The organism is Rhizobacter sp. J219 (assembly GCF_024700055.1).
GTDB lineage: Bacteria > Pseudomonadota > Gammaproteobacteria > Burkholderiales > Burkholderiaceae_C > Rhizobacter.
Genome location: NZ_JAJOND010000001.1, coordinates 2,918,175 through 2,940,035, shown reverse-complemented (window position 1 = coordinate 2,940,035; position 21,861 = coordinate 2,918,175). Strand labels below are relative to the sequence as shown.

At 69.3% G+C, this 21,861-nt stretch carries 26 protein-coding genes and 4 pseudogenes; 12 read left to right on the top strand and 18 right to left on the bottom strand.

The genetic code is table 11. The features are described from left to right. Positions 1 to 533: 533 nt before the first annotated feature. The 3 genes from infA (at position 534) to LRS03_RS13555 (ending at position 1,385) form a co-directional block, all read left to right on the top strand. A complete protein-coding gene (infA, locus tag LRS03_RS13565; protein WP_257826020.1) occupies positions 534 to 809 on the top strand; it encodes a translation initiation factor IF-1 in 276 nt (91 codons plus the stop codon). Positions 810 to 915: 106 nt separating this feature from the next. Next, positions 916 to 1,125 (top strand): transcription antiterminator/RNA stability regulator CspE, encoded by a 210-nt coding sequence (gene cspE, locus LRS03_RS13560; protein ID WP_257826018.1) that lies wholly within the window; start codon positions 916 to 918, stop codon positions 1,123 to 1,125. Positions 1,126 to 1,160: 35 nt separating this feature from the next. Then, positions 1,161 to 1,385: a hypothetical protein gene (locus tag LRS03_RS13555; protein ID WP_257826017.1), complete on the top strand. Its 225-nt coding sequence runs from the start codon at positions 1,161 to 1,163 to the stop codon at positions 1,383 to 1,385. Between the two features lie 35 nt (positions 1,386 to 1,420). On the opposite strand, the gene LRS03_RS13550 is transcribed toward LRS03_RS13555, so the two are convergent. The 6 genes and pseudogenes from LRS03_RS13550 to LRS03_RS13525 all read right to left on the bottom strand — a co-directional run bounded on the left by LRS03_RS13550 (position 1,421) and on the right by LRS03_RS13525 (position 8,650). After that, a complete protein-coding gene (locus LRS03_RS13550) occupies positions 1,421 to 2,551 on the bottom strand; it encodes a trypsin-like serine peptidase (RefSeq protein WP_257826016.1) in 1,131 nt (376 codons plus the stop codon). Next, on the bottom strand, positions 2,511 to 3,632 hold the full coding sequence (locus LRS03_RS13545; RefSeq protein ID WP_257826015.1) for an acyl-CoA dehydrogenase family protein: 1,122 nt from the start codon (positions 3,630 to 3,632) through the stop codon (positions 2,511 to 2,513). Before LRS03_RS13545 ends, LRS03_RS13550 begins: the two co-directional genes overlap by 41 nt. Positions 3,633 to 3,644: 12 nt before the next feature. Continuing rightward, positions 3,645 to 4,828, bottom strand: a pseudogene (locus LRS03_RS13540) (acyl-CoA dehydrogenase family protein). 20 nt (positions 4,829 to 4,848) lie between these two features. After that, positions 4,849 to 6,966, bottom strand: a complete 2,118-nt coding sequence (locus tag LRS03_RS13535; RefSeq protein WP_257826013.1) for a 3-hydroxyacyl-CoA dehydrogenase NAD-binding domain-containing protein — start codon at positions 6,964 to 6,966, stop codon at positions 4,849 to 4,851. A 30-nt stretch (positions 6,967 to 6,996) separates the two neighbouring features. After that, a pseudogene (locus LRS03_RS13530) lies at positions 6,997 to 8,168 on the bottom strand (acetyl-CoA C-acyltransferase). Positions 8,169 to 8,272: 104 nt separating this feature from the next. Next, positions 8,273 to 8,650 (bottom strand): cupin domain-containing protein, encoded by a 378-nt coding sequence (locus tag LRS03_RS13525; RefSeq protein WP_257826011.1) that lies wholly within the window; start codon positions 8,648 to 8,650, stop codon positions 8,273 to 8,275. A gap of 146 nt (positions 8,651 to 8,796) precedes the next feature. Between LRS03_RS13525 and LRS03_RS13520 the strand changes: the two genes are divergently transcribed. Next, on the top strand, positions 8,797 to 9,693 hold the full coding sequence (locus LRS03_RS13520; protein WP_257826009.1) for a LysR family transcriptional regulator: 897 nt from the start codon (positions 8,797 to 8,799) through the stop codon (positions 9,691 to 9,693). 53 nt (positions 9,694 to 9,746) lie between these two features. On the opposite strand, the gene LRS03_RS13515 is transcribed toward LRS03_RS13520, so the two are convergent. From LRS03_RS13515 to LRS03_RS13490, 6 genes and pseudogenes are all read right to left on the bottom strand, one after another. Further along, positions 9,747 to 10,259: a glycine zipper domain-containing protein gene (locus tag LRS03_RS13515; RefSeq protein WP_257826007.1), complete on the bottom strand. Its 513-nt coding sequence runs from the start codon at positions 10,257 to 10,259 to the stop codon at positions 9,747 to 9,749. Between the two features lie 131 nt (positions 10,260 to 10,390). Then, positions 10,391 to 10,585, bottom strand: a complete 195-nt coding sequence (locus tag LRS03_RS13510; protein ID WP_257826006.1) for a hypothetical protein — start codon at positions 10,583 to 10,585, stop codon at positions 10,391 to 10,393. Beyond that, entirely contained in the window at positions 10,585 to 10,833 is a 249-nt protein-coding gene (locus LRS03_RS13505; protein ID WP_257826005.1) for a hypothetical protein, read from the bottom strand. Before LRS03_RS13505 ends, LRS03_RS13510 begins: the two co-directional genes overlap by 1 nt. A 9-nt stretch (positions 10,834 to 10,842) precedes the next feature. Further along, a complete protein-coding gene (locus tag LRS03_RS13500) occupies positions 10,843 to 11,967 on the bottom strand; it encodes a ParM/StbA family protein (RefSeq protein ID WP_257826003.1) in 1,125 nt (374 codons plus the stop codon). A gap of 66 nt (positions 11,968 to 12,033) precedes the next feature. Beyond that, positions 12,034 to 13,350 carry an ATP-binding protein gene (locus tag LRS03_RS13495; RefSeq protein ID WP_257826001.1) on the bottom strand — a complete coding sequence of 439 codons (1,317 nt, stop codon included), beginning with the start codon at positions 13,348 to 13,350 and terminating at the stop codon, positions 12,034 to 12,036. Next, positions 13,347 to 14,079 (bottom strand): annotated as a pseudogene (locus LRS03_RS13490) (response regulator). The gene LRS03_RS13495 and the pseudogene LRS03_RS13490 overlap by 4 nt, the downstream one beginning before the upstream one ends. Before the next feature lie 170 nt (positions 14,080 to 14,249). Here LRS03_RS13490 and LRS03_RS13485 point away from each other — a divergent pair. Genes LRS03_RS13485 through LRS03_RS13475 form a run of 3 tightly spaced genes read left to right on the top strand, consistent with a single transcriptional unit; the run spans position 14,250 to position 15,975 of the window. After that, a complete protein-coding gene (locus LRS03_RS13485; RefSeq protein ID WP_257825999.1) occupies positions 14,250 to 14,711 on the top strand; it encodes a DUF2147 domain-containing protein in 462 nt (153 codons plus the stop codon). Then, positions 14,708 to 15,415, top strand: a complete 708-nt coding sequence (locus LRS03_RS13480) for a cytochrome c biogenesis CcdA family protein (RefSeq protein WP_257825998.1) — start codon at positions 14,708 to 14,710, stop codon at positions 15,413 to 15,415. Before LRS03_RS13485 ends, LRS03_RS13480 begins: the two co-directional genes overlap by 4 nt. Before the next feature lie 23 nt (positions 15,416 to 15,438). After that, positions 15,439 to 15,975 (top strand): thioredoxin family protein, encoded by a 537-nt coding sequence (locus LRS03_RS13475; protein WP_257825996.1) that lies wholly within the window; start codon positions 15,439 to 15,441, stop codon positions 15,973 to 15,975. Here the strand turns inward: LRS03_RS13475 and LRS03_RS13470 are convergent. Further along, positions 15,947 to 16,228, bottom strand: a complete 282-nt coding sequence (locus LRS03_RS13470; RefSeq protein ID WP_257825995.1) for a hypothetical protein — start codon at positions 16,226 to 16,228, stop codon at positions 15,947 to 15,949. The two genes, LRS03_RS13475 and LRS03_RS13470, sit on opposite strands and share 29 nt — an antisense overlap. Positions 16,229 to 16,435: 207 nt before the next feature. Here LRS03_RS13470 and LRS03_RS13465 point away from each other — a divergent pair, with 207 nt between their 5' ends. Continuing rightward, a complete protein-coding gene (locus LRS03_RS13465; protein WP_257825994.1) occupies positions 16,436 to 16,633 on the top strand; it encodes a hypothetical protein in 198 nt (65 codons plus the stop codon). A 7-nt stretch (positions 16,634 to 16,640) separates the two neighbouring features. Here the strand turns inward: LRS03_RS13465 and LRS03_RS13460 are convergent, their stop codons facing one another. Then, complete coding sequence (locus LRS03_RS13460) at positions 16,641 to 16,856, bottom strand: hypothetical protein (RefSeq protein WP_257825993.1); 216 nt, start codon at positions 16,854 to 16,856, stop codon at positions 16,641 to 16,643. Between the two features lie 128 nt (positions 16,857 to 16,984). Further along, positions 16,985 to 17,065: pseudogene (locus LRS03_RS13455) on the bottom strand (NUDIX domain-containing protein); the annotation flags it as partial. A gap of 15 nt (positions 17,066 to 17,080) precedes the next feature. Between LRS03_RS13455 and LRS03_RS13450 the strand changes: the two are divergent. Both LRS03_RS13450 and LRS03_RS13445 read left to right on the top strand, forming a co-directional pair. Continuing rightward, positions 17,081 to 17,338 carry a hypothetical protein gene (locus LRS03_RS13450; RefSeq protein WP_257825992.1) on the top strand — a complete coding sequence of 86 codons (258 nt, stop codon included), beginning with the start codon at positions 17,081 to 17,083 and terminating at the stop codon, positions 17,336 to 17,338. Between the two features lie 61 nt (positions 17,339 to 17,399). Beyond that, positions 17,400 to 17,699, top strand: a complete 300-nt coding sequence (locus LRS03_RS13445) for a hypothetical protein (protein ID WP_257825991.1) — start codon at positions 17,400 to 17,402, stop codon at positions 17,697 to 17,699. Between the two features lie 30 nt (positions 17,700 to 17,729). On the opposite strand, the gene LRS03_RS13440 is transcribed toward LRS03_RS13445, so the two are convergent. Then, positions 17,730 to 19,076: a hypothetical protein gene (locus LRS03_RS13440; protein WP_257825990.1), complete on the bottom strand. Its 1,347-nt coding sequence runs from the start codon at positions 19,074 to 19,076 to the stop codon at positions 17,730 to 17,732. Between the two features lie 175 nt (positions 19,077 to 19,251). Here LRS03_RS13440 and LRS03_RS13435 point away from each other — a divergent pair, with 175 nt between their 5' ends. Continuing rightward, the gene (locus LRS03_RS13435) at positions 19,252 to 19,863 is read left to right on the top strand and encodes a glutathione S-transferase family protein (protein ID WP_257825989.1); all 612 of its coding nucleotides are present in this window, start codon (positions 19,252 to 19,254) and stop codon (positions 19,861 to 19,863) included. Between the two features lie 75 nt (positions 19,864 to 19,938). Next, complete coding sequence (locus LRS03_RS13430; protein WP_257825988.1) at positions 19,939 to 20,922, top strand: hypothetical protein; 984 nt, start codon at positions 19,939 to 19,941, stop codon at positions 20,920 to 20,922. A gap of 1 nt (position 20,923) precedes the next feature. Here the strand turns inward: LRS03_RS13430 and LRS03_RS13425 are convergent, their stop codons facing one another. Both LRS03_RS13425 and LRS03_RS13420 read right to left on the bottom strand, forming a co-directional pair. Continuing rightward, complete coding sequence (locus tag LRS03_RS13425) at positions 20,924 to 21,211, bottom strand: hypothetical protein (RefSeq protein ID WP_257825987.1); 288 nt, start codon at positions 21,209 to 21,211, stop codon at positions 20,924 to 20,926. Continuing rightward, positions 21,208 to 21,825 (bottom strand): PEP-CTERM sorting domain-containing protein, encoded by a 618-nt coding sequence (locus tag LRS03_RS13420; protein ID WP_257825985.1) that lies wholly within the window; start codon positions 21,823 to 21,825, stop codon positions 21,208 to 21,210. Before LRS03_RS13420 ends, LRS03_RS13425 begins: the two co-directional genes overlap by 4 nt. Positions 21,826 to 21,861: the final 36 nt, after the last annotated feature.

The window sequence follows — 21,861 nt, the reverse complement described above, 5'->3', positions numbered from 1 at the left end:
GCGGCGGGAAGGCCGCGTGATGGGCGTGCGAGCGGCCCGTGCCCTCTCGCAGGTCGAGGTCGTTCATCGTGGGGCCGATGCCGATGGCATCCGAGGTGAGGGATGGCTGCGGGGCAGTATCACATCGGCCGATTTGCCGAGAGAAAGCGGGGGCTCCCCGCGATGGCTTGGGCGGGCTCGAAATTAAAACCAAAGGTCTTTCCACATAGCGGCTACACTGCGGGCTCGACGCGGTCGAGACCACGCTCCTCCCAAGAGCCTTCTGTTCCGCGCTGAGATCCGAGTGATCTCCTCCTTGGCCAGACCTTTTTTGCGCGGTAACCCCAGCATCTCGGCTCCCTGGCAGCTCCTGGCTCGCAGCATCTACCCCTGCCAGCCACCCGCGGGATCGAGTTCATCCGCCGCTGGCGTGCCTGGCACGCTCCCCTCCACACACCCGGCCGTCCTCTCTTCGAGGGCACGCCTCCTCACCCGATGCACTGCGGCGCCCATGCCCGTGGTGCGACCTCTTCGAAACCTTGCACAGGGACTACATGGCCAAGGAAGAACTGATTGAAATGAACGGCACCGTCAACGAGATCCTCCCGGACTCGCGGTTCCGCGTGACGCTGGAAAACGGTCACAAGCTCATTGCCTACACCGGCGGCAAGATGCGCAAGCATCACATCCGCATCCTTGCGGGCGACAGCGTGTCGCTCGAACTCTCGCCTTACGACCTGAGCAAGGGCCGTATCACTTTCCGGCATCTCGACCGTCGTGGCCCTGCGCCCGCGGGCGGCGCCGGCGCGTCGCGCTTCGGCCGGCGCTGACCAGGATCGAATGACGACTCAAAAATTCAGCGCCCAGATTCGGACGCTGCTTACCCGCACCAGCACGAGCTGGAGCATTTTTGGCACTACCACTAGGAATATCGACATGACCACCGAAACCGGCACCGTTAAATGGTTCAACGAGAGCAAGGGCTTCGGCTTCATCGCTCCGGACAATGGCGGCAAGGACCTCTTTGCCCACTTCAAGGAAATCCAGGGCGAAGGCTTCAAGACGCTCGCTGAAAACCAGCGCGTGCAGTTCGAAGTGACGCAAGGCCAGAAGGGCCCGCAAGCGTCGCGCATCCGCGGGATCTGATCCCCGGCACACGCTCGCCACAGGACGCACACACCATGGTCGCTCCTCACGCGCAGCTGACCGCGCCGCGCCGCGAAGCCCTCAGAGACACCCTGCTTGCCACCGTCGACCTGCTTCGCAGGTGCAAGGCGGCAGAGGTGCCTGCAGGCGACATCGATGACTATGTCGCCCTGAATTGGCTGGAGTGGAACGGCGGCAGCCTTCGCCTGACGGAGGTTGGCGACAACATGTGCAAGCAGGTGAACGCCGGATTGGCGTAGCCGCGGCCCTGGGCCGCAGCGGCGGGCGACGCCCCTCAATGCGTCGTGAGCCGGGCCAGGACGTCCGCGTACCAGGCTGAGTTCAATCCGAGCGATTCATCTTCGCTGAGACTGCGCGCCGACATGTCGAGCCGCGCAGCGTGAATCCCCAGAAGTTTCCAGCCACCGTGCTGGTGCCTCAACACAGGCGCACCGCTGGTGCCTCTGTGCGTTCGCGCGTCGGTCAGGAAATAACCCTGGCCCTGAAAGCGCAACCCGAAGGCTGACGCCACCTGGCCCTGCCGGATCACCGGCAGATGGTGCAGCGTGTCGTGGAAGCCGAGCGGGAACCCCACCACCACCAGAGACGACCCCACCGGCACGTTCGACGGCTTGGCCTCGATGTGCGCGGGCGTCCACGCTTGCAGCATGCAGTGGGGCGGAACGAGGCTCGTGTCGATCTCGATCGCGGCCACGTCGACCATGCCGGCGCTGTCGTGCGTCTCGCGCCAGGCGGCGACGCCGTGACGGTAGAGCGGGATCGAGAGCGTCTGGATCTGCGTGAGGTTCGCAGCGTCGGTGTGCAGCTCGATCTCGATGCGATCGGGGTGGTGCCCCTGGGCCGGGTCGAAGAACACATGCCGGCTCGACACCAGGAACAGCCGGCCGTCGACCTCGAAGAAGAAGCCGGTCGCGGCCGTGAGCGGTGCGCCGCCGGCAAAGGTGAGCACCCGCGCCACGGTGAGCAGCACCGGGTCGCAGCCGGATGCCTGCAGCGCAGCATCCGAGCGGTCGATGAGCCGCCCGGTGCGGCCCACGTCGGTCTCGAAGGCGGAGATCGAGTGCTCGGAGATCGGCACGTGCAGCAGCACCGTGCGCGCCACTTCGGCGTGCTGCTCGAACACGCCCTTGAGTTCCTCCTGGGCTTCAGGCGGGAGGACCTTCATCATCGCCGTCACCAGCGCTTCGAGTGCGACCAGGTTGCCCTTGAGACCGCAGATCCTCTCGGTGGCCTCTTGCATGTTCTTCATCGAGCCTCCAGAAACAAAAAACCGCGGCCTGGCCGCGGTTGTGTCGTCACGGGCCGCATGGGCCCGGTCGCGTGTCACCCTGTGTCGCTCGTGAGTGCTGCCCCATGGTACAGGGTCACGCCAAAGCCGCGTATCGCTCCAGGTGATGGTCGGCATCGCCGAAGCGCTGGGCCGCCATCGTGAGGCGCCGGAAGGTGTGCGACACCTTCAGCTCCTCGGTCATGCCCATGCCGCCGTGCAGCTGCACCGCTTCCTCGCGCACCCGAGTCGCGGCCTCGGCGATCTTGACCTTGGCCGACGAGATCGCGCGGGCGCGCTCGCTGGCGCTCAGGCCCGCATCGTCGACCTTGGCCGCCGCGAGGATGGCCATCGAGCGGGCTTCTTCGGTGGCGATCACCATGTCGACCATGCGGTGCTGCAGCGCCTGGAACGAGCCGATGGGCACGCCGAACTGCTTGCGCGTCTTGAGGTAGTCGAGCGTGGCGTCGCAGGCGCTCTGCATCGCGCCCACCGCGTCGGCGCAGAGCAGGGCGGTCGCGAAGTCCACCGCCTCCTCGATCAGCGGCAGCGCCTCGCCGGCCGTGCCGAGCAGCGCATCGGCGCCGAGCTTCACGTGGCTGAAGCTCACGTCGGCGGCGCGCAGCCCATCGACCGTGCGATAGGCCTTGAGCGTGACACCTGCGGCCTTCGGGTCGACGAGGAAGAGGCTCGCGCCGTTGCCGTTGTGGGCCGACACGATCAGCCGTGTGGCGGTCGGCGCGCCGATCACCACGCACTTCTGGCCATTGAGCAGCCAGCCGTCGGCGCTGCTCGTGACGGTGGTGGACTGCGGCGCGAGCTCGTAGCGATGGCCGGGCTCCACGCCCGCAAAGGCGAGCTGCACCGAACCGTCGGCCAGGCCCGGCAGCCACGCACTGCGCTGCGCGTCGTTGCCGGCACGGGCGAGCAGCCGGCCGGCCAGGCCGATGTTGTCGAGCAGGGGCTCGACCACCAGCGCTTCGCCGCAGGCCTGCATCACGGCCATCAGGTCGACCGCGCCGCCGCCAAAGCCGCCGTCGGCCTCGGGCAGCGTCATCGCGGTGAGGCCGAGTTCGGCGAAGGTGGCCCAGACCTTGTCGCCCACGCCGCTCGGTGAGTTGATGATGGCTTTGCGCTTGTCGAAGTCGTAGGCGTTGGCGAGGTACTTGCGCACCGAGTCGGCCAGCTGCTGTTGTTCGTCAGTGAGTTCGAAGTTCATGTTCTTGTCTCCTCACAGGCCCAGCGTGGCCTTGGCGATGATGTTGCGTTGCACTTCGTTCGAGCCGGCGTAGATGCTGACCTTGCGGTAGTTGAAGTAGCGCGGTGCCACGCTGGTCTGCACGGGGTCGAGCTCCTCGCCGTCGATAGCGCGGAACGGCTGCGCGAGCGGGCCCAGGGCCTCGACCGTCAGCAGCGTGATCGCCTGCGCGATCTCGGTGCCGCGGATCTTCAGCATCGACACGTCGGCCCCCGGCGGCTGGCCGCTGCGGCGCATCTTGTCGAGGAAGCGCATCGAGGTGGTGTACCGAGCGCCTGCAGGTCGATCTCGATGCGGCTGAGCTTGTCGCGAAAGCGCAGGTCGTCGAGGATGGGCTTGCCGTTCTTCATCGCACGCGAGGCAATGTCCTTCAGCTCGGCCAGCATGCGCTTGCTGCCGCCCACGTTGCCCGAGCCCATGCGCTCGTGGCCCAGCAGGTACTTCGCGACCGTCCAGCCCTTGTTTTCTTCGAAGACGAGGTTCTCGATCGGTACCTTCACATCGTCGAAGAAGACTTCGTTCACCTCGTGGCCGCCGTCCATCAGGATCAGCGGGCGCACGGTGATGCCCGGGGTCTTCATGTCGATCAGCAGGAAGCTGATGCCCTCCTGCCGCTTCTCGGCGGTGGGGTCGGTGCGCACCAGGCAGAAGATCCAGTCGCCGTAGTGGCCGAGCGTGGTCCAGATCTTCTGGCCGTTGACGACATAGTGGTCGCCCTTGCGTTCGGCGCGGGTCTTCACCGCCGCGAGGTCGGAGCCCGCGCCCGGCTCCGAGTAGCCCTGCACCCAGAAGTCGATGCCATCGCGGATGCGCGGCAGGAAGTGCTGCTTCTGCCCCGGGGTGCCGAAGCGCATCAGCACCGAGGCGCACATCGCCGGGCCGAAGGCCGGCAGGCCGGGCGCGCCCGAGAGGCCGAACTGTTCCTGATAGAGGTAGCGCTGGGTGATGTTCCAGCCGGTGCCGCCCCACTCTTCCGGCCAGTGGGGCACCGACCAGCCCTTCTTCGCGAGGATGCGGTGCCAGCGCATGATGTCGTCCTTGCTCAGCTCGCGGTGCTCGCGCACCTTCTCGCGGATGTCGGCAGGCAGGTGGGTGTCGAGCCACGCGCGCACCTCGTCGCGAAAGGCCAGCTCTTCGGGGGAATAGCTCAGGTCCATGGCGTTGTCTCCTTGTGGTCTCAGGTGCGCACGAATTTCTTGCCTTCGGCGGCCATCTTTTCAAGCAGCGGCGAGATGGTGAAGTTCGCGCCCATGCGCGGGCCGTATTCCTTCAGCTTCGCAACCACCTTGTCGAGGCCCACGGTGTCCGCATAGAACATCGGGCCGCCGCGGTAGATGGGCCAACCATAGCCGTTGAGCCACACCACGTCGATGTCGGATGCCCTGAGGGCGATGCCTTCTTCGAGGATCTTCGCGCCCTCGTTGACCATGGCGTAGGTGCAGCGTTCGAGGATCTCGTCCTTGCTGACCTCACGCGGAGTGCGGCTTTCCTTCGCCATGAAGTCGAGGATGACCTTGCGCGTCACCTCGCTCGGCTTGGCATTGCGGTTCTCGTCGTAGTCGTAGTAGCCGGCGCCGGTCTTCTGGCCACGCCGGTCCATCTCGCACAGCACTTCGCGGATGGAGGAGCCCCTGCTCTTTTCCTTGCTCCATCCGAGGTCGAGGCCGGCCAGGTCGCTCATCGCATACGGGCCCATCGGCATGCCGAAGTCGTAGAGCACACGGTCGATGTCCCAGGGCATCGCGCCTTCCATCAGCATGGCGTGCGCCTGCGCACCGCGCGCGCCGAGGATGCGGTTGCCGATGAAGCCCGGGCACACGCCGGAGATGGCGGCGACCTTGCCGATCTTCTTGCCCATCTGCATCGCGGTGGCAAGCGCCGTGGCCGAGGTCTTCGCACCGCGCACCACCTCCAGCAGCTTCATCACGTTGGCCGGCGAGAAGAAGTGCATGCCGACCACCGCCTCGGGCCGCGAGGTGGCGGCGGACGCGATCTCGTTCACGTCGAGCGCCGAGGTGTTGGTGGCGAGCACGGCACCCGGCTTCACGATGCGGTCGAGCTTGCCGAAGATCTCTTTCTTCACCGCCATGTTCTCGAACACGGCTTCGATCACCAGGTCGCAGTCGGCGAGCTTTTCCATGTCGAGCGTGCCGGCGATGAGCGCCATGCGCTTTTCGACCTCCTCCAGCGTGAAGCGGCCCTTCTTGGCCGAGTTTTCGTAGTTGCGGCGAATCACACCCAGCCCGCGGTCGAGCGCCGCCTGCGCCGTCTCGACGAGCGTCACGCGGATGCCCACATTGGCGAAGTTCATCGCGATGCCGCCACCCATGGTGCCCGCACCGATGATGCCGACGTGCTTCACGTCGACGATGGGCGTGTCTGCCGGGATGCCGGGGATCTTGGCGGCCTCGCGCTGTGCAAAGAAGGCGTAACGCTGCGCGATCGACTCGGTGCCGGCCACGAGTTGCTGGAAGAGGCGGCGCTCGGTGGCGAGGCCGTCTTCGAAGCTGCCGTTGACCGCGGCTTCCACACACTGGATGCAGGCCTCGGGCGCCGGCAGGCCACGGAACTTCTTCGCGTTGGCCTTGCGAACCGCTGCGAAGATCTCCGGCTTGCCCCGCGCGGCAGCGATCTTGTCGTCGTTGTCACGCACCTTTCGCAGCGGGCCTCCCTTGTGTTGCAGCTCGGCGAGCACCTTCTTCGCGAATGCGATGGCGCCCGAGCGCAGTTCGCCTTCGGGCACCAGCTCGTCGAGCAGGCCCATCTCGAAGCATTCCTTCGCCGGCACGTGCGTGCCGTTGACGATCATGTCGAGTGCTTTCTCCACGCCCACGATGCGCGGTAGGCGCTGCGTGCCGCCGGCGCCCGGCAGCACGCCGATCAGCACTTCGGGCAGGCCGCACTTGGCGCTTGGCACGCCCACGCGGTAGTGGCAGCACATCGCCACTTCGAGCCCGCCACCGAGCGCGGTGCCGTGGATGGCGGCGATCACCGGCTTGGCCGAGTTCTCGATCAGGTCCTGCGCTTCACGCAGGCCGGGCGCTTTCGGCGGCTTGCCGAATTCGGTGATGTCGGCCCCGGCGAGGAAGGTGCGGCCGGCGCAGATCAGCACCACGGCCTTGACGTTCGGGTCGGCCGCGGCGGCCTTCATGCCGTCGACGATGCCTTGCCGCGTGGCCTGCGAGAGCGCATTGACCGGTGGGTAGTCGATGCTGAGGATGCCGATGTCGCCCTCGACCGTGAGGGTGCCGGCGCCGCTGGTCTGGCTGACGGCGCCGTTGTGGGTGATCGTCATGTGTTGTCTCCGTGCTGTTGTCGTCGACGCTCAGAACACTTCGAAGAGGCCTGCGCCGCCCATGCCGCCGCCGATGCACATCGACACCACCACGTGCTTCGCACCGCGGCGCTTGCCTTCCATCAGCACATGGCCGGTGAGGCGCGCGCCGGTCATGCCGAAGGGGTGGCCGATGGCGATCGACCCGCCGTTGACGTTGTAGAGGTCGGGGTTGATGCCGAGCTTGTCGCGGCTGTAGAGACACTGGCTGGCGAAGGCTTCGTTCAGCTCCCAGAGGTCGATGTCCTGGATCTTCAGACCGTGACGCTCCAGCAGGCGCGGGATGGCGAAGACGGGGCCGATGCCCATCTCGTCGGGCTCGCAGCCGGCGACGGCCCAGCCCTTGAAGGCGCCCAGCGGCTGCAGGCCGCGGCGTTCGGCCTCCTTCGCTTCCATCAGCACCACGGCCGCCGCACCGTCGCTGAGCTGGCTGGCATTGCCCGCGGTGATGAACTTGCCCGGCCCACGCACCGGCTCCAGCTTGGCCAGGCCTTCGAGCGTGGTGTCGGGGCGGTTGCATTCGTCGCGGTCGACCACCGCATCGACGATGGTCTCGGCCTTGGTGTTCTTGTCGACGAGCTTCATCTTGGTCTTGACCGGGATGATCTCGTCCTTGAACTTGCCGGCCTTCTGCGCGGCGGCCATCAGCTGCTGCGAGCGCAGCGAATACTCGTCCTGGTACTCGCGGCTGATGTTGTAGCGCTGCGCCACGATGTCGGCCGTGTCGATCATCGGCATCCAGATCGCGGGGTGCAGGTCGGTGAGCGTCGGGTCTTGCCCGCCGCCGCCACCCCCTGGTGGCTGATGGAGTCCACGCCCCCGGCCACCATGACGCTGGCGCCGTCGTTCAGGATGTAGTTGGCCGCAACCGCGATCGCGTTCAAGCCCGACGAGCAGGCGCGGTTGAGCGTCATGCCCGAGGTGGTGACGGGCAGGCCGGCGAGCAGGCCCGCCGCCCGCGCGACGTTGCCCGAGGCCGCCACCTGGCCCGCGATCACGTCTTCCACTTCGCCGGGGTCGACCTTGGCCCGCGCCACCGCATGCCGGATCGCGTGGCCAAGCATCGTCATGCTCGGCGTGATGTTGAAGCCGCCGCGTGCGGCCTTAGCGAGCCCGGTGCGGGCATAGGAAACGATGACGGCCTGTCGGTTCGAAGAAGTCATGGGTGTTGCCTCTGGTGGAACGTTGAGGGGAGCTGCCAACCCATGATGACCACAAACCGCGACGGCCGCTGTCGCGCATTGAACATCCCTGTTCGGTGTTTCCGTCAGGTCGTCCAGGGCAATTCGAGCGTCGTTCCGTCTGGCAGGCACGTGGCGACCGGCGTGGCCGCGAAGATGCCGATGATCTCGAGCGGCATGGGGCCCACGTTGAAGAGCTGGTGGTCGCGCTGGGCCGGCAGCACCACGGTGCTGTCGGGGCCGAAGCGCTGCACCTGGCCGGCGCTGTGCACCTCGCCCCAGCCGCCCAGGCACAGCACGACCTCGTCGCACTCGTGGCGGTGCGGCGGCGTGGCCGCGCCGGGGCTCAGGGTCTGGCGCCAGACCGACAACTGCGTCAGTCCGTCGTGGTGGCTCGCGAAGGTGCTGTGGGCCACGCCGGGGATGGGGCTGGCTTCGGGGCGTGTCTGTTCAATCACGTTCATGGCGTTCTCCAAGAGGTTTCGGTTCGGGGGTGGACGTCCCTGGCGCCAGGACGGATGTCAGTGTGGGCGTGGCGAGCCGAGATGAGAAGTGCCTGCAGCGCCCTATCATTGACGACAAAACTTCGGCAATCGATGCGAGGCCTTCGATGAGTGGCGTTCAACAGTTCCTGGCCTTCGCGCAGGCGGCGCGGCGCGGCAGCTTCGCCGAGGCGGCTCGCGACCTCGGCAGCTCGCCGTCCACGGTGGCGAAGAGCATCGCCCGGCTGGAGGTGCAGCTCGGCGTGAAGCTCTTTCATCGCACCACGCGCCGCGTGAGCCTCACCGACGACGGCGAGCGGCTGTACCGCCGCTGCGAGCGGGTGCTGGCCGAGGTGGAAGACCTGCAGGCCGAAGCGGCCGGTGCGCGCGCCGCGCCTTCAGGCACCCTGCGCATCGACCTGCCCATCACCTACGGGCGGCGCATCGTGATGCCGCTCTTGGCCGACTTCGCGCGCCAGCACCCCGCGCTCAAGCTCGACGTGCGCCTGCAGGACGGCTACGCCGACCTGGTGCGCGAAGGCCTCGACATGGCGGTGCGGGTCGGCGCGCTGCAGGACTCGTCGCTTGCGGCCCGTCGCATCGACTGGCAGTCGCTGGTGCTCGTCGCGAGCCCCGACTACCTGGCCGAGCACGGCACGCCAAAGCGCATCGATGACCTGGCGCGCCATGCCGCGATCGTCTTTCGCATGCCCAGTTCCGGCCGCAGCCGCCCGTGGCAACTGCGGCAGGGCCGCCGCCCTGTGCAGCTGCAACCCGAGCCGCAGGTGCAGGTGAACGACGGTGAAGGCATGGTGGCCGCCGCGGCGCTCGGGCTCGGGCTTGCGCAGGTCCCGGACTACATGGCCACCGACGAGCTCGCCCAGGGCACGCTGGTGGAGGTGTTGCGGCTGCACCGGCCGGCCCCGATGCCGATCCACGTGGTGATGCCGTCATCGCGGCTGATGCCGCCGCGCGTGAAGCTCGCGCTGGAGGCGCTCGACGTGCTGCGCAAGCGGCAGGCGTGAGACAGGCATAGAAAAAGGGCGCCGAAGCGCCCTTGGGTTGGACCGCTGTGAGGTCAGCGGCCGTCGCGGTCGGAGTCGCCGGGAATGGCGCGCTCCACCGTGTCGCTCAGGCGGTGCCACGCATCGCGCGAGGCGTGCTTCGCGTGCTCCCACTCAAGCCCCGACTCGCCGCGCCGTGCGCCCCAGCCGCGGCTGAGTTCCGGCTCGACCTCGTCGAACGTGCGGCCCGGGTAGCGGCTGTACGCATCGACACCGTAGCCGTAGGCCGGCTGGTACTCGTCGTAGTCGCGGCCCGCTTCAACATAAGGCCTGTCGGCATAGTTGTCGCGCCAATACGCGTCTTCCTTGTCCGGGTCGACGGCGCGAGCCACGGCCTTGCCCGAGAGCGCGCCGACAGCGGCGCCCACGGCGGCGCCAACGGCCGCACCGACCGGGCCGGTCATGCCGCCCAGCGCCGCGCCGGCGGCTGCACCGCCTGCCACGCCGCCTGCCACACCGCCCACCACCGCACCGGTGCCGGTCGCGGCGGGATGGGACTTCTTGCCAGATGTGTTCGAGTTCAACATGGACAACTCCTTCGGTTCATTGAACGAGTCATCAGGTTAGGCGCGGGGCCGGTGAGCCTCCATCGTCGCAAGCCGGGTGCCGGTGCAGGGCATGGGGACTCCCGCGTGTCAGCCTTCGCCCACACGCCGGCTCAGCCGTTCTTGAAGAGGCCGCGCTCCTTCATGCGCATCAGGCGCGAGCGGCTCGCGGGCTTGTGCGCGAGGGCCGGCACGTGCAGCGGTGCTTCCGGCATTTCGCTGTCGTCGTCGTCTTCATCGACCGGGCTGGCCATGCGGGGCGGCTCGACGTTGTCCACCACGTCCACCAGCACCGGCAGCTCGCGCATCACCTGCTCGACGTCTTCACGGCTGGGCCGGCGGCGGCGCAGCGGAGCGGGGGTGGCGCGGGCGCCGGCAGCGGCTCGACCACCGCCGCGCTGCCCTGCAGGCGCACCTTCTCCCACACCAGCCCGGCCGCGGCGAGCTGCCGCACGCGCTCGGCGCGTGCACGGCTGCTCTTCAGCAGGGAGAGGGCTGCATGCAGCTCGGGGTAGACCTCGCTGTCGAGTTCGAACTCCAGTCGCAGCGTCGGCATGGGCGCCGCTCAGCCCTCGGCGAGCGCTTCGCCGATCATCTGGAAGCCGCGCACGTTGGCGGCCATCGGCTCGGGCATCACGAACACCGGGATGGCCGGGAAGCGCTGCGCGAGCACGTCGCGGTAGCGCTCGGGGTGGCCGCCCACCAGCACGATGAGATCGATGATCTCGTGCGCATCGCGCAGGCCGTCGACCATGCGGTTGATCGAGTCCTCGACCACGCTCATCACCACCGGCTCGAAGCGGTCGAGCGCATGCGCGGTGCCCGAGAGCTTCACCGGCTTGCCGGCGCGCAGCGCCTCGTTGATGCGCGGCATCACCGCCGGCCCGAGCGGGCGGCCCACGTCGGCGGCGAGCGACTCCTGCACCGCACGCACCACGCGGTGCCGGCCGGCGTCGGAGGCCGCGCCGCTGGCGCGCGGGTTGATCGAGCCCTGCTGGATCAGCAGCCAGTCGAGCGTGTGCTCGCCGGGGTCGACCATCAACACCGACAGGTCGTCGAGGTCGTCGGCACTTTGAAGCGGCTCCAGCGCGCCGCCGGTGCGGGTGATGACAGCATTGAGTTCGTCGAGTTCTTCGCCGATGGCGGCATAGCCCCCCATCGGCTGCGCCTGCACGATCACCTTGTTCACGGTGACTTTCTTGCCCTCGCCCACGTCGATCTCGCCTTCGTAGTGGGCACGCAGGTAGTCGCGGCGGGCGGCGTCGTTGTACTGGTTGACGGGCAGGCCCAGCACCAGCAGGTCGATGTGCGTGTCGCCGGCTTCGGCCATGTAGCGAAGCGCGCCTTTCGTGAGGGCCTCGTAGATGGTGCCGCGGTAGAACTCGTCGGTCACGTCGCGGCCGAAGCTGCCGCCGGCCTGGGCCAGGCCAACGTCGCGGCCGACTTCGAACAAGGCGCCGTTGACCGGCACGTCGTAGGTGTCGCGGCGGCGCGTGCCGAGGCTGCGCACCGCGCTTGCATCGGCCGGGATCGCCATCGACGGGAAATGGATGATGTTCACGCCGTCGTCGTCGTTGACCGTCAGCTTGACGAGGCCGAAGCCCACGTCGATGGCCCTCACCACCGGGGACGAAGGCGCGTGCGGCGCGGTGACTTGCCGCAGCTTGGACGATGCGGAAGGTGTGGGCATGAAGCTCTCCAGTGGGGTGCGGGGCGTTTGTTTATAGCCCGTGGGTCGACGCCAACCCAGCCATGCCTATGCGCCCGTCGTGGAACGCGGATTGCCCTTGGCGGCGAAGCTCGCGCACAGCCCGCCGCCCTCGCGCGGCGCCAGCGTGAGCTGCCCGCCGAGCCCGAGGGCCAACTGGCTCGCAATCGCAAGGCCCAGCCCCGAGCCGCCCGTGCTGCGGTGGCGCGAGCCTTCGAGCCGCACGAATGGCTTCAGCACCGCGTCGAGCTGGTCTTGCGGGATGCCGGGGCCGCGGTCGAGCACCTGCACGGCCCAGCCGGTGTCGGTCGTGGTGAGTTGCACGTCGGCGCTGCCGGCGAACTTGAGCGCGTTGTCGACCAGGTTGCACACCAGGCGGCGCAGCGCCTGCGCGCGGGTGTCGGCCTGCAGCGGGGCGGCCTCCAGCAGGCGTACCGCGCGGCCGGCGTCGGTGTAGTCGAGCACGATGCTCTGCAGCAGCGAGCGCAGGTCCACCCGCTGCACGGGCTCCTGCGCGGCATGGGCCGAGCGGGCATAGGCGAGGCCTTCTTCCACCATCGACTGCATCTCGGCGAGGTCGGCATGCAGCTTCTCGCGCAAGGCCGTGTCGCCCTGCAGGTCGGCACGCAGGCGCATGCGGGTGATGGGCGTCTGCAGGTCGTGCGAGACGGCCGCGAGGATGTGCAGGCGCTCCTTCAGGTGCGCGTCGATGCGCTGCTGCATGCGGTTGAAAGCCGCGGCAGCGCGTGCCACTTCGCTCGGCCCGTTTTCGGGCAGCGGTGGCGTGGCCTGCTCGGGCGACAGGCCGTCTGCGGCGGCGGCGAGTTGTTCGAGCGGACGGGTCGCGGTGCGCACGGCCCACACGCCCAGCCCGACGAGCAGCGCGAGCTGCAGGGCCAGCGCGGCCCAGGCCCAGGGTGAGATGCGCAGGCGCGGCTCGTCGAGCTCGACCACCAGCGGCGTGCCATCGGCCAGCGGCAGCAGCACCCGCAGCGCGGTGGCTGGCGTGGCGCCTTCGATCACGCGCAGGGGCTGGCCGGGCGCGAGGGCCTGTGCCATCTCGTGGGCCACCGACTGCGCGAGCGCCGACGTTGCCGCGGGGGCCGAGCCCGCCGCCACGTCGACCGCCAACCGATAGTTGCGCCGCGACAGGCGCGTGAGCCACAGGCCGCGCTCCTCGGCCGGCAGGCGCTCCAGCACGGCCACCGAACTGGCGATGTCGCTCGCGAGGTAGGCGACCATCATCCCGCGCATCGCCATGCTGCGCTCGGCAAGCACCAGTGCGAAGGTGAGCCCGTGCGCGACGACCAGGCCGACCAGCATCACCACCAGGATGCGCGCGTGCAGCGAGCCGGGCAGCCTCACGCCGGCCTCACCGCTTCGCTGAACACATACCCTTCGTTGCGCACCGTCTTGATGTAGCGCGGCTCGCGCGCCCCGTCGCCCAGGCGCTGGCGCAGGCGGCTCACCAGCAGGTCGATCGAGCGGTCGAACACCTCGGCCTCGCGGCCCTGCGTGAGGTTGAGCAGCTGGTCGCGCGTGAGCACCCGTTGCGGGTGCGAGAGCAGCACGCGCAGCAGCCGGTATTCGGCGCCCGAGAGCGCCACCACCGCGCCGCCCGCATCGAGCAGGTGGCGCGCGGTGGTGTCGAGCCGCCAGTCGCCGAAGGCGAGCACACGTGCCGGCTCCTGCGCGGCCAGGTTGGGCGGCAGCATGCGGGTGCGGCGCAGCACCGCGCGGATGCGCGCGAGCAGCTCGCGTGCGGCAAAGGGCTTGGTGAGGTAGTCGTCGGCGCCGAGCTCCAGGCCGAGGATGCGGTCGGCCTCGTCGCTGCGTGCGGTGAGCATCACGATCGGCATGTGCGGCTGGCCAGGGCTGCGCAGCTCGCGGCACAGCAAGAGGCCGTCGGTGCCGGGCAGCATGAGGTCGAGCACCACGAGGTCGATGCGCCGCGAGGCGAGTGCCGCGCGCATCTCGCGCGCATCAGCCGCCACGCTCGCCTGCAGACCCTGGCGACGCAGGTACTCGGCGGTGAGCTTCGCGGATGTCGGCGTCGTCGTCGACGATGAGCACGTGGTCGGCAGCGTCGGTCATGGGGCGATTGTGGGCGGGTGGCGCAGCAGCGGGCGCGTGGGTTTGTATCCCAGTTTGTCTGGCGGCGTGCGCGACACCTGACGTGACGAAACAGCGTAGGGCGCACACACCGCCGACAAGCGGGCTGCCTGTAATGCGGCTTCCTTCCACCCGACCAACGAGGCAAGCCCATGAAACTGCACCCGGTTCTCTTCCTGTTCCTCGCGAGCGCCGCCCTGGCGGACGGTCCGCCGCCGCTCGGCCGCTGGGTCACCGAGAGTGGCAACCTCGAAGTCGACATCGCCCCCTGCGCCGCCGAGCCACCGGCCGGCGCCCTGTGCGGCAAGGTCGTGCGCGTGCTCGCCAACCGTTCGATGAGCGCGCCGGGCGAGCCGATTCAGCCGGCCGACACCCGGCCGGCATTGGGCATGACCTTGCTGTCAGGCCTGCTGCCTGCAGGCGATGGTGTCTACAAGGGCACGATCTACAACCGCGAGAACGCCAAGCACTACAGCGTGAAGCTCACGCCGGCCGAGCCCGCGCAACTGCTGGTGCGCGGCTATGTGGGCCTGCCGCTTTTCGGCAAGACGCAGGTGTGGCGCCGGCCCGCGCCGGAGGCAGCGGCCGAGCCGGCGTCTGGAGCCGCGCGATGACCTCGCCCGCGCTCGCCTTCACCGCCGGCGTGCTGACGATCGCCGCACCCTGCGTGCTGCCGATGCTGCCGGTGGTGCTGGGCGCCTCGCTCGGCGCGCAGCGGCGCACGCGGCCGCTCTTCATCGCCCTCGGCTTCGCGCTGGCGTTCGCGGCGGTGGTGCTCGTCTTCAGCAGCTTCACGCAGGTGCTGGGCCTGTCGCCCGATGGCCTGCGCAATGTCGCCGCGGTGATGCTGCTTGGCTTCGGTGTGCTGATGGTGTGGCCTGCGCTCTACCACCGGCTGAGTCTGCGGGCGAGCGGTGCGCTGTCGGGCCTGGCGGGTTGGCAGCCGAGCGGGCGCCTGCGCGACGGGCCCCTCGGTGGGCTGCTGCTCGGCGCAAGCCTGGGCGTGGTGTGGACGCCCTGCGCCGGGCCGGTGCTCGCCTCCATCCTCACCCTCATCGCCACCGAGCCGGCCTCGGGCCGCGCGGCGCTGCTCCTGCTCGCCTACTCGCTGGGTGCGGCGCTGCCGATGCTCTTGATCGCCTACGGCGGTCAGGCGGCGAGCACCTGGGCGCGGCGCGTGGCCGGTGGGCTGCAGCGGGTGCAGCAGGGCTTCGGCGTGGTGGTGGTGGGCGTGGCGCTCGCGTTGCTGCTGCGGCTCGACGGCACCGTCACGGTGTGGCTGGCCGACCTCTACCCCAGCCTCGCCACCGGACTTTGATCGACATGAAAGGACCTCACGACATGAACCTCCGACTCTCCCGACGTCATCTGCTGGCCCTGGCCGCGGCTGCGGCCGCCCCGACGGCACACGCCCAGGTCAACGCAGCGGCATTGCCCGACTTCGGCGCCGCGCCCGAGTTCACCGGCATCGAGCGCTGGATGAATTCGGATGCGCTCACGATGAGCGGCCTGCGCGGCCGCGTGGTGATGGTCGACTTCTGGACCTTCGCCTGCATCAACTGCCAGCGCACCCTGCCGCACGTGAACCGCTGGGCCGAGGCCTACACGCCGCAGGGGCTGACGATCGTCGGCGTGCACACGCCCGAGTTCCCCTTCGAGCGTTCGGCCGACAACGTGGCTGCGGCGATGAAGCGCCTGGGCGTGCGCCACCCGGTCGCACAGGACAACCGCTACGCCACCTGGAAGGCCTATGCCAACCAGTACTGGCCGGCCACCTACCTGATCGATGCGAAGGGCCGCATCCGCTACAAGCACTTCGGCGAAGGGGAATACGAGCGGACGGAGGCGGTTATCCGCGCGCTGCTGGCGCAGCGCTGAGGCGCTCGATCAGCGCATCGGCCACGCGTTGTGCCAGGGCCGCGTGGCCGCTGCCGTCGAGGTCGGCAAAACAGCCGTAACTGTCGAAATAGATGTTCTCGGCGGTGACCTGCAGCGCCGGCAGCTCGCGGATGGCGAATTCGCGCATCTGCAGGTCGCCCAGTTCGCGCTCCACGATCTCGCGCGCGGTGCGGGCGGCGGTCAGGTAGCGCTTGGCGTTCATCTTGACGTGGTGGTTTTCAGTCACCTCCATGAACACGATCTGGTCACGCAATCGGGCTTGCTCGCGAAACACTGCACATCTCCGGTGGTCGGCGGGGCAGGAGCCCCCGTGCTGTGAATCTTCACGCCCCCGTCACGGGGCAATCCGCCGAATAGAGGGCCCTCTGCGCCGTTTCACGCGCGACCTCAGAATGCGGCAGGCGCGAGATTTGCTGCAGCTGTTTTCAGGAGGTGGACCATGCAGACACTGGACGAGATGTTGGCCCTGCACCTGCTCACGGCCGACCAGCACGCCGAGATCAGCGCGTGGGTGGCCCAGGCCAAGACGCCCGAGGCCATCATGCAGATGCGCCCGGCGCTGTGGCGGCGGCTGGAGCTGGCCAGCGTGCTGATGGATTTCGACGCCGACCTGATGCAGCCGCCGATGCAGGTCTGACGGCAATTTATTTCCAGGCGAAGAGCGGCTGCTCGTAGTGCGCCACCCGCGTGGCGCGGCCCTCCAGGCACACCTCGCGGAACTGGTACAGCAGCGCCGCGGTGGGCGCGGCGATCCAGTCGTCGCCCACCGGCATGCGCAGCACCTCGTGCTCGCTCTGCGCGATGCGGTCGAGCAGCGGTGCATCGGCGCGCAAGAACTCCGCCGCCGGGATGCGGTGCACGCTTGCCACCTCCTGCGGGTTGGGCCTGAGCCGCGGGCGGCGCCGGCCCACACCACCACCGGCGTGATGACGAAGCCCGAGCGGGTGACGAAATCGTCCAGCCGGCCCAGCACGGCGCTGGCATCGAGCACCAGGTCGACCTCTTCGGCCATCTCGCGCAGCGCGGCCTGTTCGGGGGTCTCGCCGGCGTCGAGCCGGCCGCCGGGCAGCGCCCACTGGCCGGCGTGGCGGCGCAGCTGCGCCGAGCGCCGGGTGAGCAGCAGGGCGGCCTGCGTGCTCCAGGCCGTGGGCGTGGGCAGGCCGCGCAGGCCGGCCCCGGGCCCCTCGTCGACGATGGCGAGCGCCACCGCCGCGGTGTGCAGCGGATCGCCCGTCACGCTGGCGGGCGCACGCTGCACCGGAAAATCTTGCAGGTGGCGCTGAATGCGCTGGCGCAACGCGTCGTCGCGCGGCAGGTCGGGAAGCGGCTTCATGGCGGATGAGCGACCATGCCGCAGTTTGCAGCCGGCTGCAATCGCGCTTGTCCTGCCCACCGTTGCACCCATGCACTACCTGACCTTTGACCTCAGTGACAACGACGACGGCGTCACCACGCTCGAAGCCCTGGCCTCCACCCCGGCCGCGCAGCACGCGGCGGTGTTGGCCGAGGTGCAACAGGTGCTCGACTGGGCGTGGCGCGCGTTCCCCCACACGCATGGCCCGGCCGATGACGGCATGGACTGGGACCACGACCTGCAGGTGCACGTGGAAGCGGGAGACTGGCACAGCGTGACGCTCACGCTCACCGGCTCGGCGCGTTTCGTCGAGGCGTTCGTCGCGGCGTTCGGGGTGCCGGGCGAATAGAGGCGACTGATTCGGGGCCGCTGAGCGGCTTCAGGCCTGGCGGCCCCACAGCCGCGGCTGCCAGTGCCAGCCCGAGCGGGTGACGAGCGCGCACAGCACGGTGAGAACGCCTTCGCCGTCGAGCGTGGCGGCATGGCGGCGCGGCAGCTCCGCATGGTGGGCGTGCAGCATCAGCGGCACGGCCTGCAGGCGGTGGCTGTCGATGAGCGTGGCCTGCCAGGCCGACGTCCACACGTACTGCGCATCGGGGCCGGCCGCGCCGTGCCAGTCGCCCCACTCGCCGCCGATGGGCGCCATGCGGGCTTCGTCGTCGTCGCGTGGGGCGTCGCCGTTGACGCGCAGCGTCTCGTGGACATGCACGCAGCCGCGGGCGGCGTCGAGCCGCAGCGTGATCTGGTGACTGCGGTGCGGGTCGTGCGAGGCCTCGACGCGCAGCAGCGGGGCACCCTCGGCCGTCGCCGCTTCGCTGATGTCGAAAGGCCCACCCGGGCGGCCGAGCGAGAGCAGCCGTGCGCGCAACTGCTCGGGCGTGGCCACCGGGGCGCCACGGCGCGCGGGCACGCGGGTGGTGTGGTGGCTGCCCCAGGCGAGCAGACCAAGAAACGCCAGCGCATGGGCAAGCGCCATCGCGGCGAAGAACGGCCACTGCGGCGTCGGCTCGCTCGCGCTGCGGTCACCTTGCGGCGCAGCCGGTGCCGGCACCTGCTGCGCGGCCAGGCGGGCCAGGCCGCTGGCCATGTCGCGGGCGCGCAGGTCCAGCAGATCGGGGCCGTGCTGTTCGATCAGCACGAAGGTCGGGCCCACGCCGACCAGCCGCCGGCCCTGGCGGCCCGCGTCGGTGAAGGGCTCGGAGGGCATGCCCTGCGCGAGCAGCGTGGCGTAGCGAGCGGCGGCATACGCGTCGATGAAACGGGTGAGCCGCAGCTCGGTGCCGTCGTCGAAGCGCGCCGCGCGCACCAGCACGATGCCGCCGGCCTGCAGCCGCTCGTCTTGCACGTCGGCGGCGCCGCGCACCAGTTGCTCGGCATCGAGCACCGGGCGCCCGGGCGTCGTGGTGTCGGCGGGGTGGTCGAGCGAGCCGGCCCAGAACAGCAGCACGATGGGGCCGGCGAGCGTGGCCGCAAGCATGTGCAGCGTGTAGCGCCGCGCATCGCCGACGTCGCGCCAGAGCAGGGCCAGGCCGGCCAGCGGCAACAGGGCGCAGGCGCCGTAGGTTTCGGCGTCGAGGCGGCCGCCGAGCACCGTGTCGCCCAGGGCCAGCCACGCGAGCACGGCGGCGGCGAACGCGAGCAGGTAGGCGCAGCAGGCCATGCCCAGGCGGCGCACCGGGACGTGCTGCGACGACAGGGGGCGGGAAGAGGGCGTGGATCGAGACATGCCGGCAGTCTCGGCTGGGGCCGTTTCACCCGCGTTTCGTGGCGTTGCGTGGCGTCGTGGCGCGTGTTTCGTTTGTAGGGGCTTGCCCGGGTGCGGTGCATCGCCTCGGTGACAGCCGCTGGTGGCGCTTGCTGCAAGCATGGCCTTCGCACACACCACCACGGGAGACCCACGCATGAAGCTCTACAACGCCCCCATCCCTGCGCCCAACCCGCGCCGCGTGCGCATCTTCCTGGCCGAGAAGGGCGTGAGCGTGCCGCTCGAAGACGTGTCGATCCGCGACCGTGCGCACAAGTCGCCCGAGTTCCGGCAGAAGAACAGCCTGGGCCAGCTGCCGGTGCTCGAACTCGACGACGGCACGCACCTGAGCGAGAGCGTGGCGATCTGCCGCTACCTCGAGGAGCTGCACCCCGCGCCGCCGCTCTTCGGCAGCAGTGCGCTCGAGCGGGCCCACGTCGACATGTGGATCCGCCGCATAGAGCTGACGGTGATGACGCCGGTGGGCGCGGTCTGGGTGCACACCCACCCCTACACCGCGCGGCTGGGCACGCAGTACAAGGACTACGGCGAATCGAACCGCGAGCGTTACGCGAAGGCGCTGCAGTGGCTGGACCGCGAGCTGGAAGGCCGCGAGTTCGTCACCGGCAGCCGCTACACCATGGCCGACGTCATCGGCCTCACGACCGTCGACTTCGCGAAGTTCGTCGGCCTGGACATGCCGGCCGACACGCCACACCTGCACGCCTGGCATGCGCGCGTGTCGGCGCGGCCGAGTGCGGCGGCGTAGGGCTTTCGGTCCCAGTAGACTGCGCCGGCGGCGGGCCATGGGGCCCGGTGAGCCGTCATCAAGAAGGAGTTGCGTGTGACGAAGTGGATGCGATGGGTAGGTGCGTGTTGGGTGCTGGCGCTCGCCGGCTGCGGCGGTGGCGGTGACGGCGGTTCCGGTTCCGGCCCCGGCTTCGGAGACCCACGCAACGGCACCTACCTCGCCTATGCGGCGAACGCGCGCGTGTATGAGTTGACGGTCAACTTTGACAGCGGCACCTACCGCATGCAGGGCAACGGCATCGACGTGCAGGGCGGCTTCACCGCCGGGGGCGGCAGCTACACCTTCGGTGGCACCGGCAACGACCGCTTCCGCACCGCGACCGACCTGGTGGTGGGCGGCTTCGACTTCGGCAGCGGCGTCACGAGCTTCGTCGCCGCCCGCCAGTTCGTCACCTCGACGGCCGGGCTCACGCACACCTTCAACGGCATGGGCATCAACCTCACCGGCAGCACGCCGAATGCGTCGCGCATCTTCTCGTCGCGCTTCGTGGGCGGCACGCTGCAGAGCTGCACCGACATCGTCATCTACTCGATCGCGACCTGCCCGTCGGCTTCGGTCTACACCTACGCGCTCAGCTTCAACGGCAGCGAGATCACCGGCGTCGACGCGGCCCACAACGACACCATCCGCTTCCGCGTGGCGCGCTCGGGCAACCTGCTCGTCTACCTGCGCGCGGAAACGCCGACGGGCGGCGTGCCGAGCTTCCGCATCGGCCTGCCCGAGACCGCGGGTCTCGCTGGGGGCACGTTCGTCGGCGCCAGCACCCTGGGCAACTGGGCGACCACGATGCTCACCAACACAAACTACGACATCGCGGGCCTGCGTGCCAACGGCAACAACTTCGCCGACACGGCGTCCTTGGCGGCCCTGGCGGGCACCCCGCCTGCCGGCATCCGCGCCGGTGTGCGCATCAGCGACAACGGCACGCTCTTCGTGATGCAGGGCAGCCCGCTGGCGGTGGTGGTGGGGGCGAACTCGGCGCCGACCGCCGGGTACATCGAGCTCACCCTGCAGTGACCTAGAGGCGGTGGTCGACCGCATCGATCCACAGCACCGCGCAGTCGTAGCCGTGGTCCAGGGCCTCGGTGACGTCGGCGTGGTGGCGGGGCGGCACGTCGACTTCCACCTCGTCTTCGCTCTCCGAACCCCGCACGTGCACGCTCACCGGCCACATGCCCACCGGTGAGCGGGCCAGGGTAGACAGTCGGATGCGATAGCCGCTGTGCGCCCCGATCGCTTCGACGCGCGGGCCTGGGTTCGTGATCTCGTACTTCACACGCTTGTGCGCGACGTGTTGGTGTGTCACGCGCTCCGGTTGCGCGTGGCCCGGCGCCGTGCCCACAGGGCCAGCACGCCCACGCCGGCGAGCAGCAGCGGCGCAGGTTCCGGCACGGCGGCCACGTTGCCGTACCAGATGTTGTCCACGTAGGCGGGAAACCGCATGAAGCCGGAGTCGGCGAACGAGATCGACGAGATGCCGTTCGCGGAAGTGAAGCTGATGCGCTGGTTGCCGAAATCGCGCGGCGCCGAGGGGCCGTGTTCGTAGCCCCAGATGTGGAAGTTGTCGGTGTAGCCCGACGGGCCCGACGCGCGGATGTCGAGGATGTCTTCGGGCAGCCAGCGCAGGTGCAGGCTCACATGGGTGGGCAGGCTCGCGCTGGCGAAAGTGATCACCGTGTCGTCCGACACCCGCATGCTCTGGCCGGTCGGGCCGTCGGCCGGCCACAGCCATCCGCCCTGGATGGTCACCCCCTGGGCCGCATAGGCCTGTGGATCGATGGGCTGCACATAGGGCGTCCACCAGCTGTCCGGGTACACGGTCATCGTCAGGTCTTCGAAGCCGATCCAGGCGGCGTTCGCGGTGCCGAGGGTGACCGCAAGGGCTGCGGCGCCTGCAATGCGGGTCGAGGTCATGGCCATGGGACTCTCCTTGCGGCGGGCCGCGGTGGGTGAAGG

What these genes read in the sequence shown, in the direction of transcription:
- infA (WP_257826020.1), top strand. Translation starts at nt 534, where the DNA reads ATGGCCAAGGAAGAACTGATTGAAATGAACGGCACCGTCAACGAGATC.
- cspE (WP_257826018.1), top strand. Translation starts at nt 916, where the DNA reads ATGACCACCGAAACCGGCACCGTTAAATGGTTCAACGAGAGCAAGGGC.
- LRS03_RS13555 (WP_257826017.1), top strand. Translation starts at nt 1,161, where the DNA reads ATGGTCGCTCCTCACGCGCAGCTGACCGCGCCGCGCCGCGAAGCCCTC.
- LRS03_RS13550 (WP_257826016.1), bottom strand. Translation starts at nt 2,551, where the DNA reads ATGCCGACCATCACCTGGAGCGATACGCGGCTTTGGCGTGACCCTGTA.
- LRS03_RS13545 (WP_257826015.1), bottom strand. Translation starts at nt 3,632, where the DNA reads ATGAACTTCGAACTCACTGACGAACAACAGCAGCTGGCCGACTCGGTG.
- LRS03_RS13535 (WP_257826013.1), bottom strand. Translation starts at nt 6,966, where the DNA reads ATGACGATCACCCACAACGGCGCCGTCAGCCAGACCAGCGGCGCCGGC.
- LRS03_RS13525 (WP_257826011.1), bottom strand. Translation starts at nt 8,650, where the DNA reads ATGAACGTGATTGAACAGACACGCCCCGAAGCCAGCCCCATCCCCGGC.
- LRS03_RS13520 (WP_257826009.1), top strand. Translation starts at nt 8,797, where the DNA reads ATGAGTGGCGTTCAACAGTTCCTGGCCTTCGCGCAGGCGGCGCGGCGC.
- LRS03_RS13515 (WP_257826007.1), bottom strand. Translation starts at nt 10,259, where the DNA reads ATGTTGAACTCGAACACATCTGGCAAGAAGTCCCATCCCGCCGCGACC.
- LRS03_RS13510 (WP_257826006.1), bottom strand. Translation starts at nt 10,585, where the DNA reads ATGCGCGAGCTGCCGGTGCTGGTGGACGTGGTGGACAACGTCGAGCCG.
- LRS03_RS13505 (WP_257826005.1), bottom strand. Translation starts at nt 10,833, where the DNA reads ATGCCGACGCTGCGACTGGAGTTCGAACTCGACAGCGAGGTCTACCCC.
- LRS03_RS13500 (WP_257826003.1), bottom strand. Translation starts at nt 11,967, where the DNA reads ATGCCCACACCTTCCGCATCGTCCAAGCTGCGGCAAGTCACCGCGCCG.
- LRS03_RS13485 (WP_257825999.1), top strand. Translation starts at nt 14,250, where the DNA reads ATGAAACTGCACCCGGTTCTCTTCCTGTTCCTCGCGAGCGCCGCCCTG.
- LRS03_RS13480 (WP_257825998.1), top strand. Translation starts at nt 14,708, where the DNA reads ATGACCTCGCCCGCGCTCGCCTTCACCGCCGGCGTGCTGACGATCGCC.
- LRS03_RS13475 (WP_257825996.1), top strand. Translation starts at nt 15,439, where the DNA reads ATGAACCTCCGACTCTCCCGACGTCATCTGCTGGCCCTGGCCGCGGCT.
- LRS03_RS13470 (WP_257825995.1), bottom strand. Translation starts at nt 16,228, where the DNA reads ATGGAGGTGACTGAAAACCACCACGTCAAGATGAACGCCAAGCGCTAC.
- LRS03_RS13465 (WP_257825994.1), top strand. Translation starts at nt 16,436, where the DNA reads ATGCAGACACTGGACGAGATGTTGGCCCTGCACCTGCTCACGGCCGAC.
- LRS03_RS13445 (WP_257825991.1), top strand. Translation starts at nt 17,400, where the DNA reads ATGCACTACCTGACCTTTGACCTCAGTGACAACGACGACGGCGTCACC.
- LRS03_RS13440 (WP_257825990.1), bottom strand. Translation starts at nt 19,076, where the DNA reads ATGTCTCGATCCACGCCCTCTTCCCGCCCCCTGTCGTCGCAGCACGTC.
- LRS03_RS13435 (WP_257825989.1), top strand. Translation starts at nt 19,252, where the DNA reads ATGAAGCTCTACAACGCCCCCATCCCTGCGCCCAACCCGCGCCGCGTG.
- LRS03_RS13420 (WP_257825985.1), bottom strand. Translation starts at nt 21,825, where the DNA reads ATGGCCATGACCTCGACCCGCATTGCAGGCGCCGCAGCCCTTGCGGTC.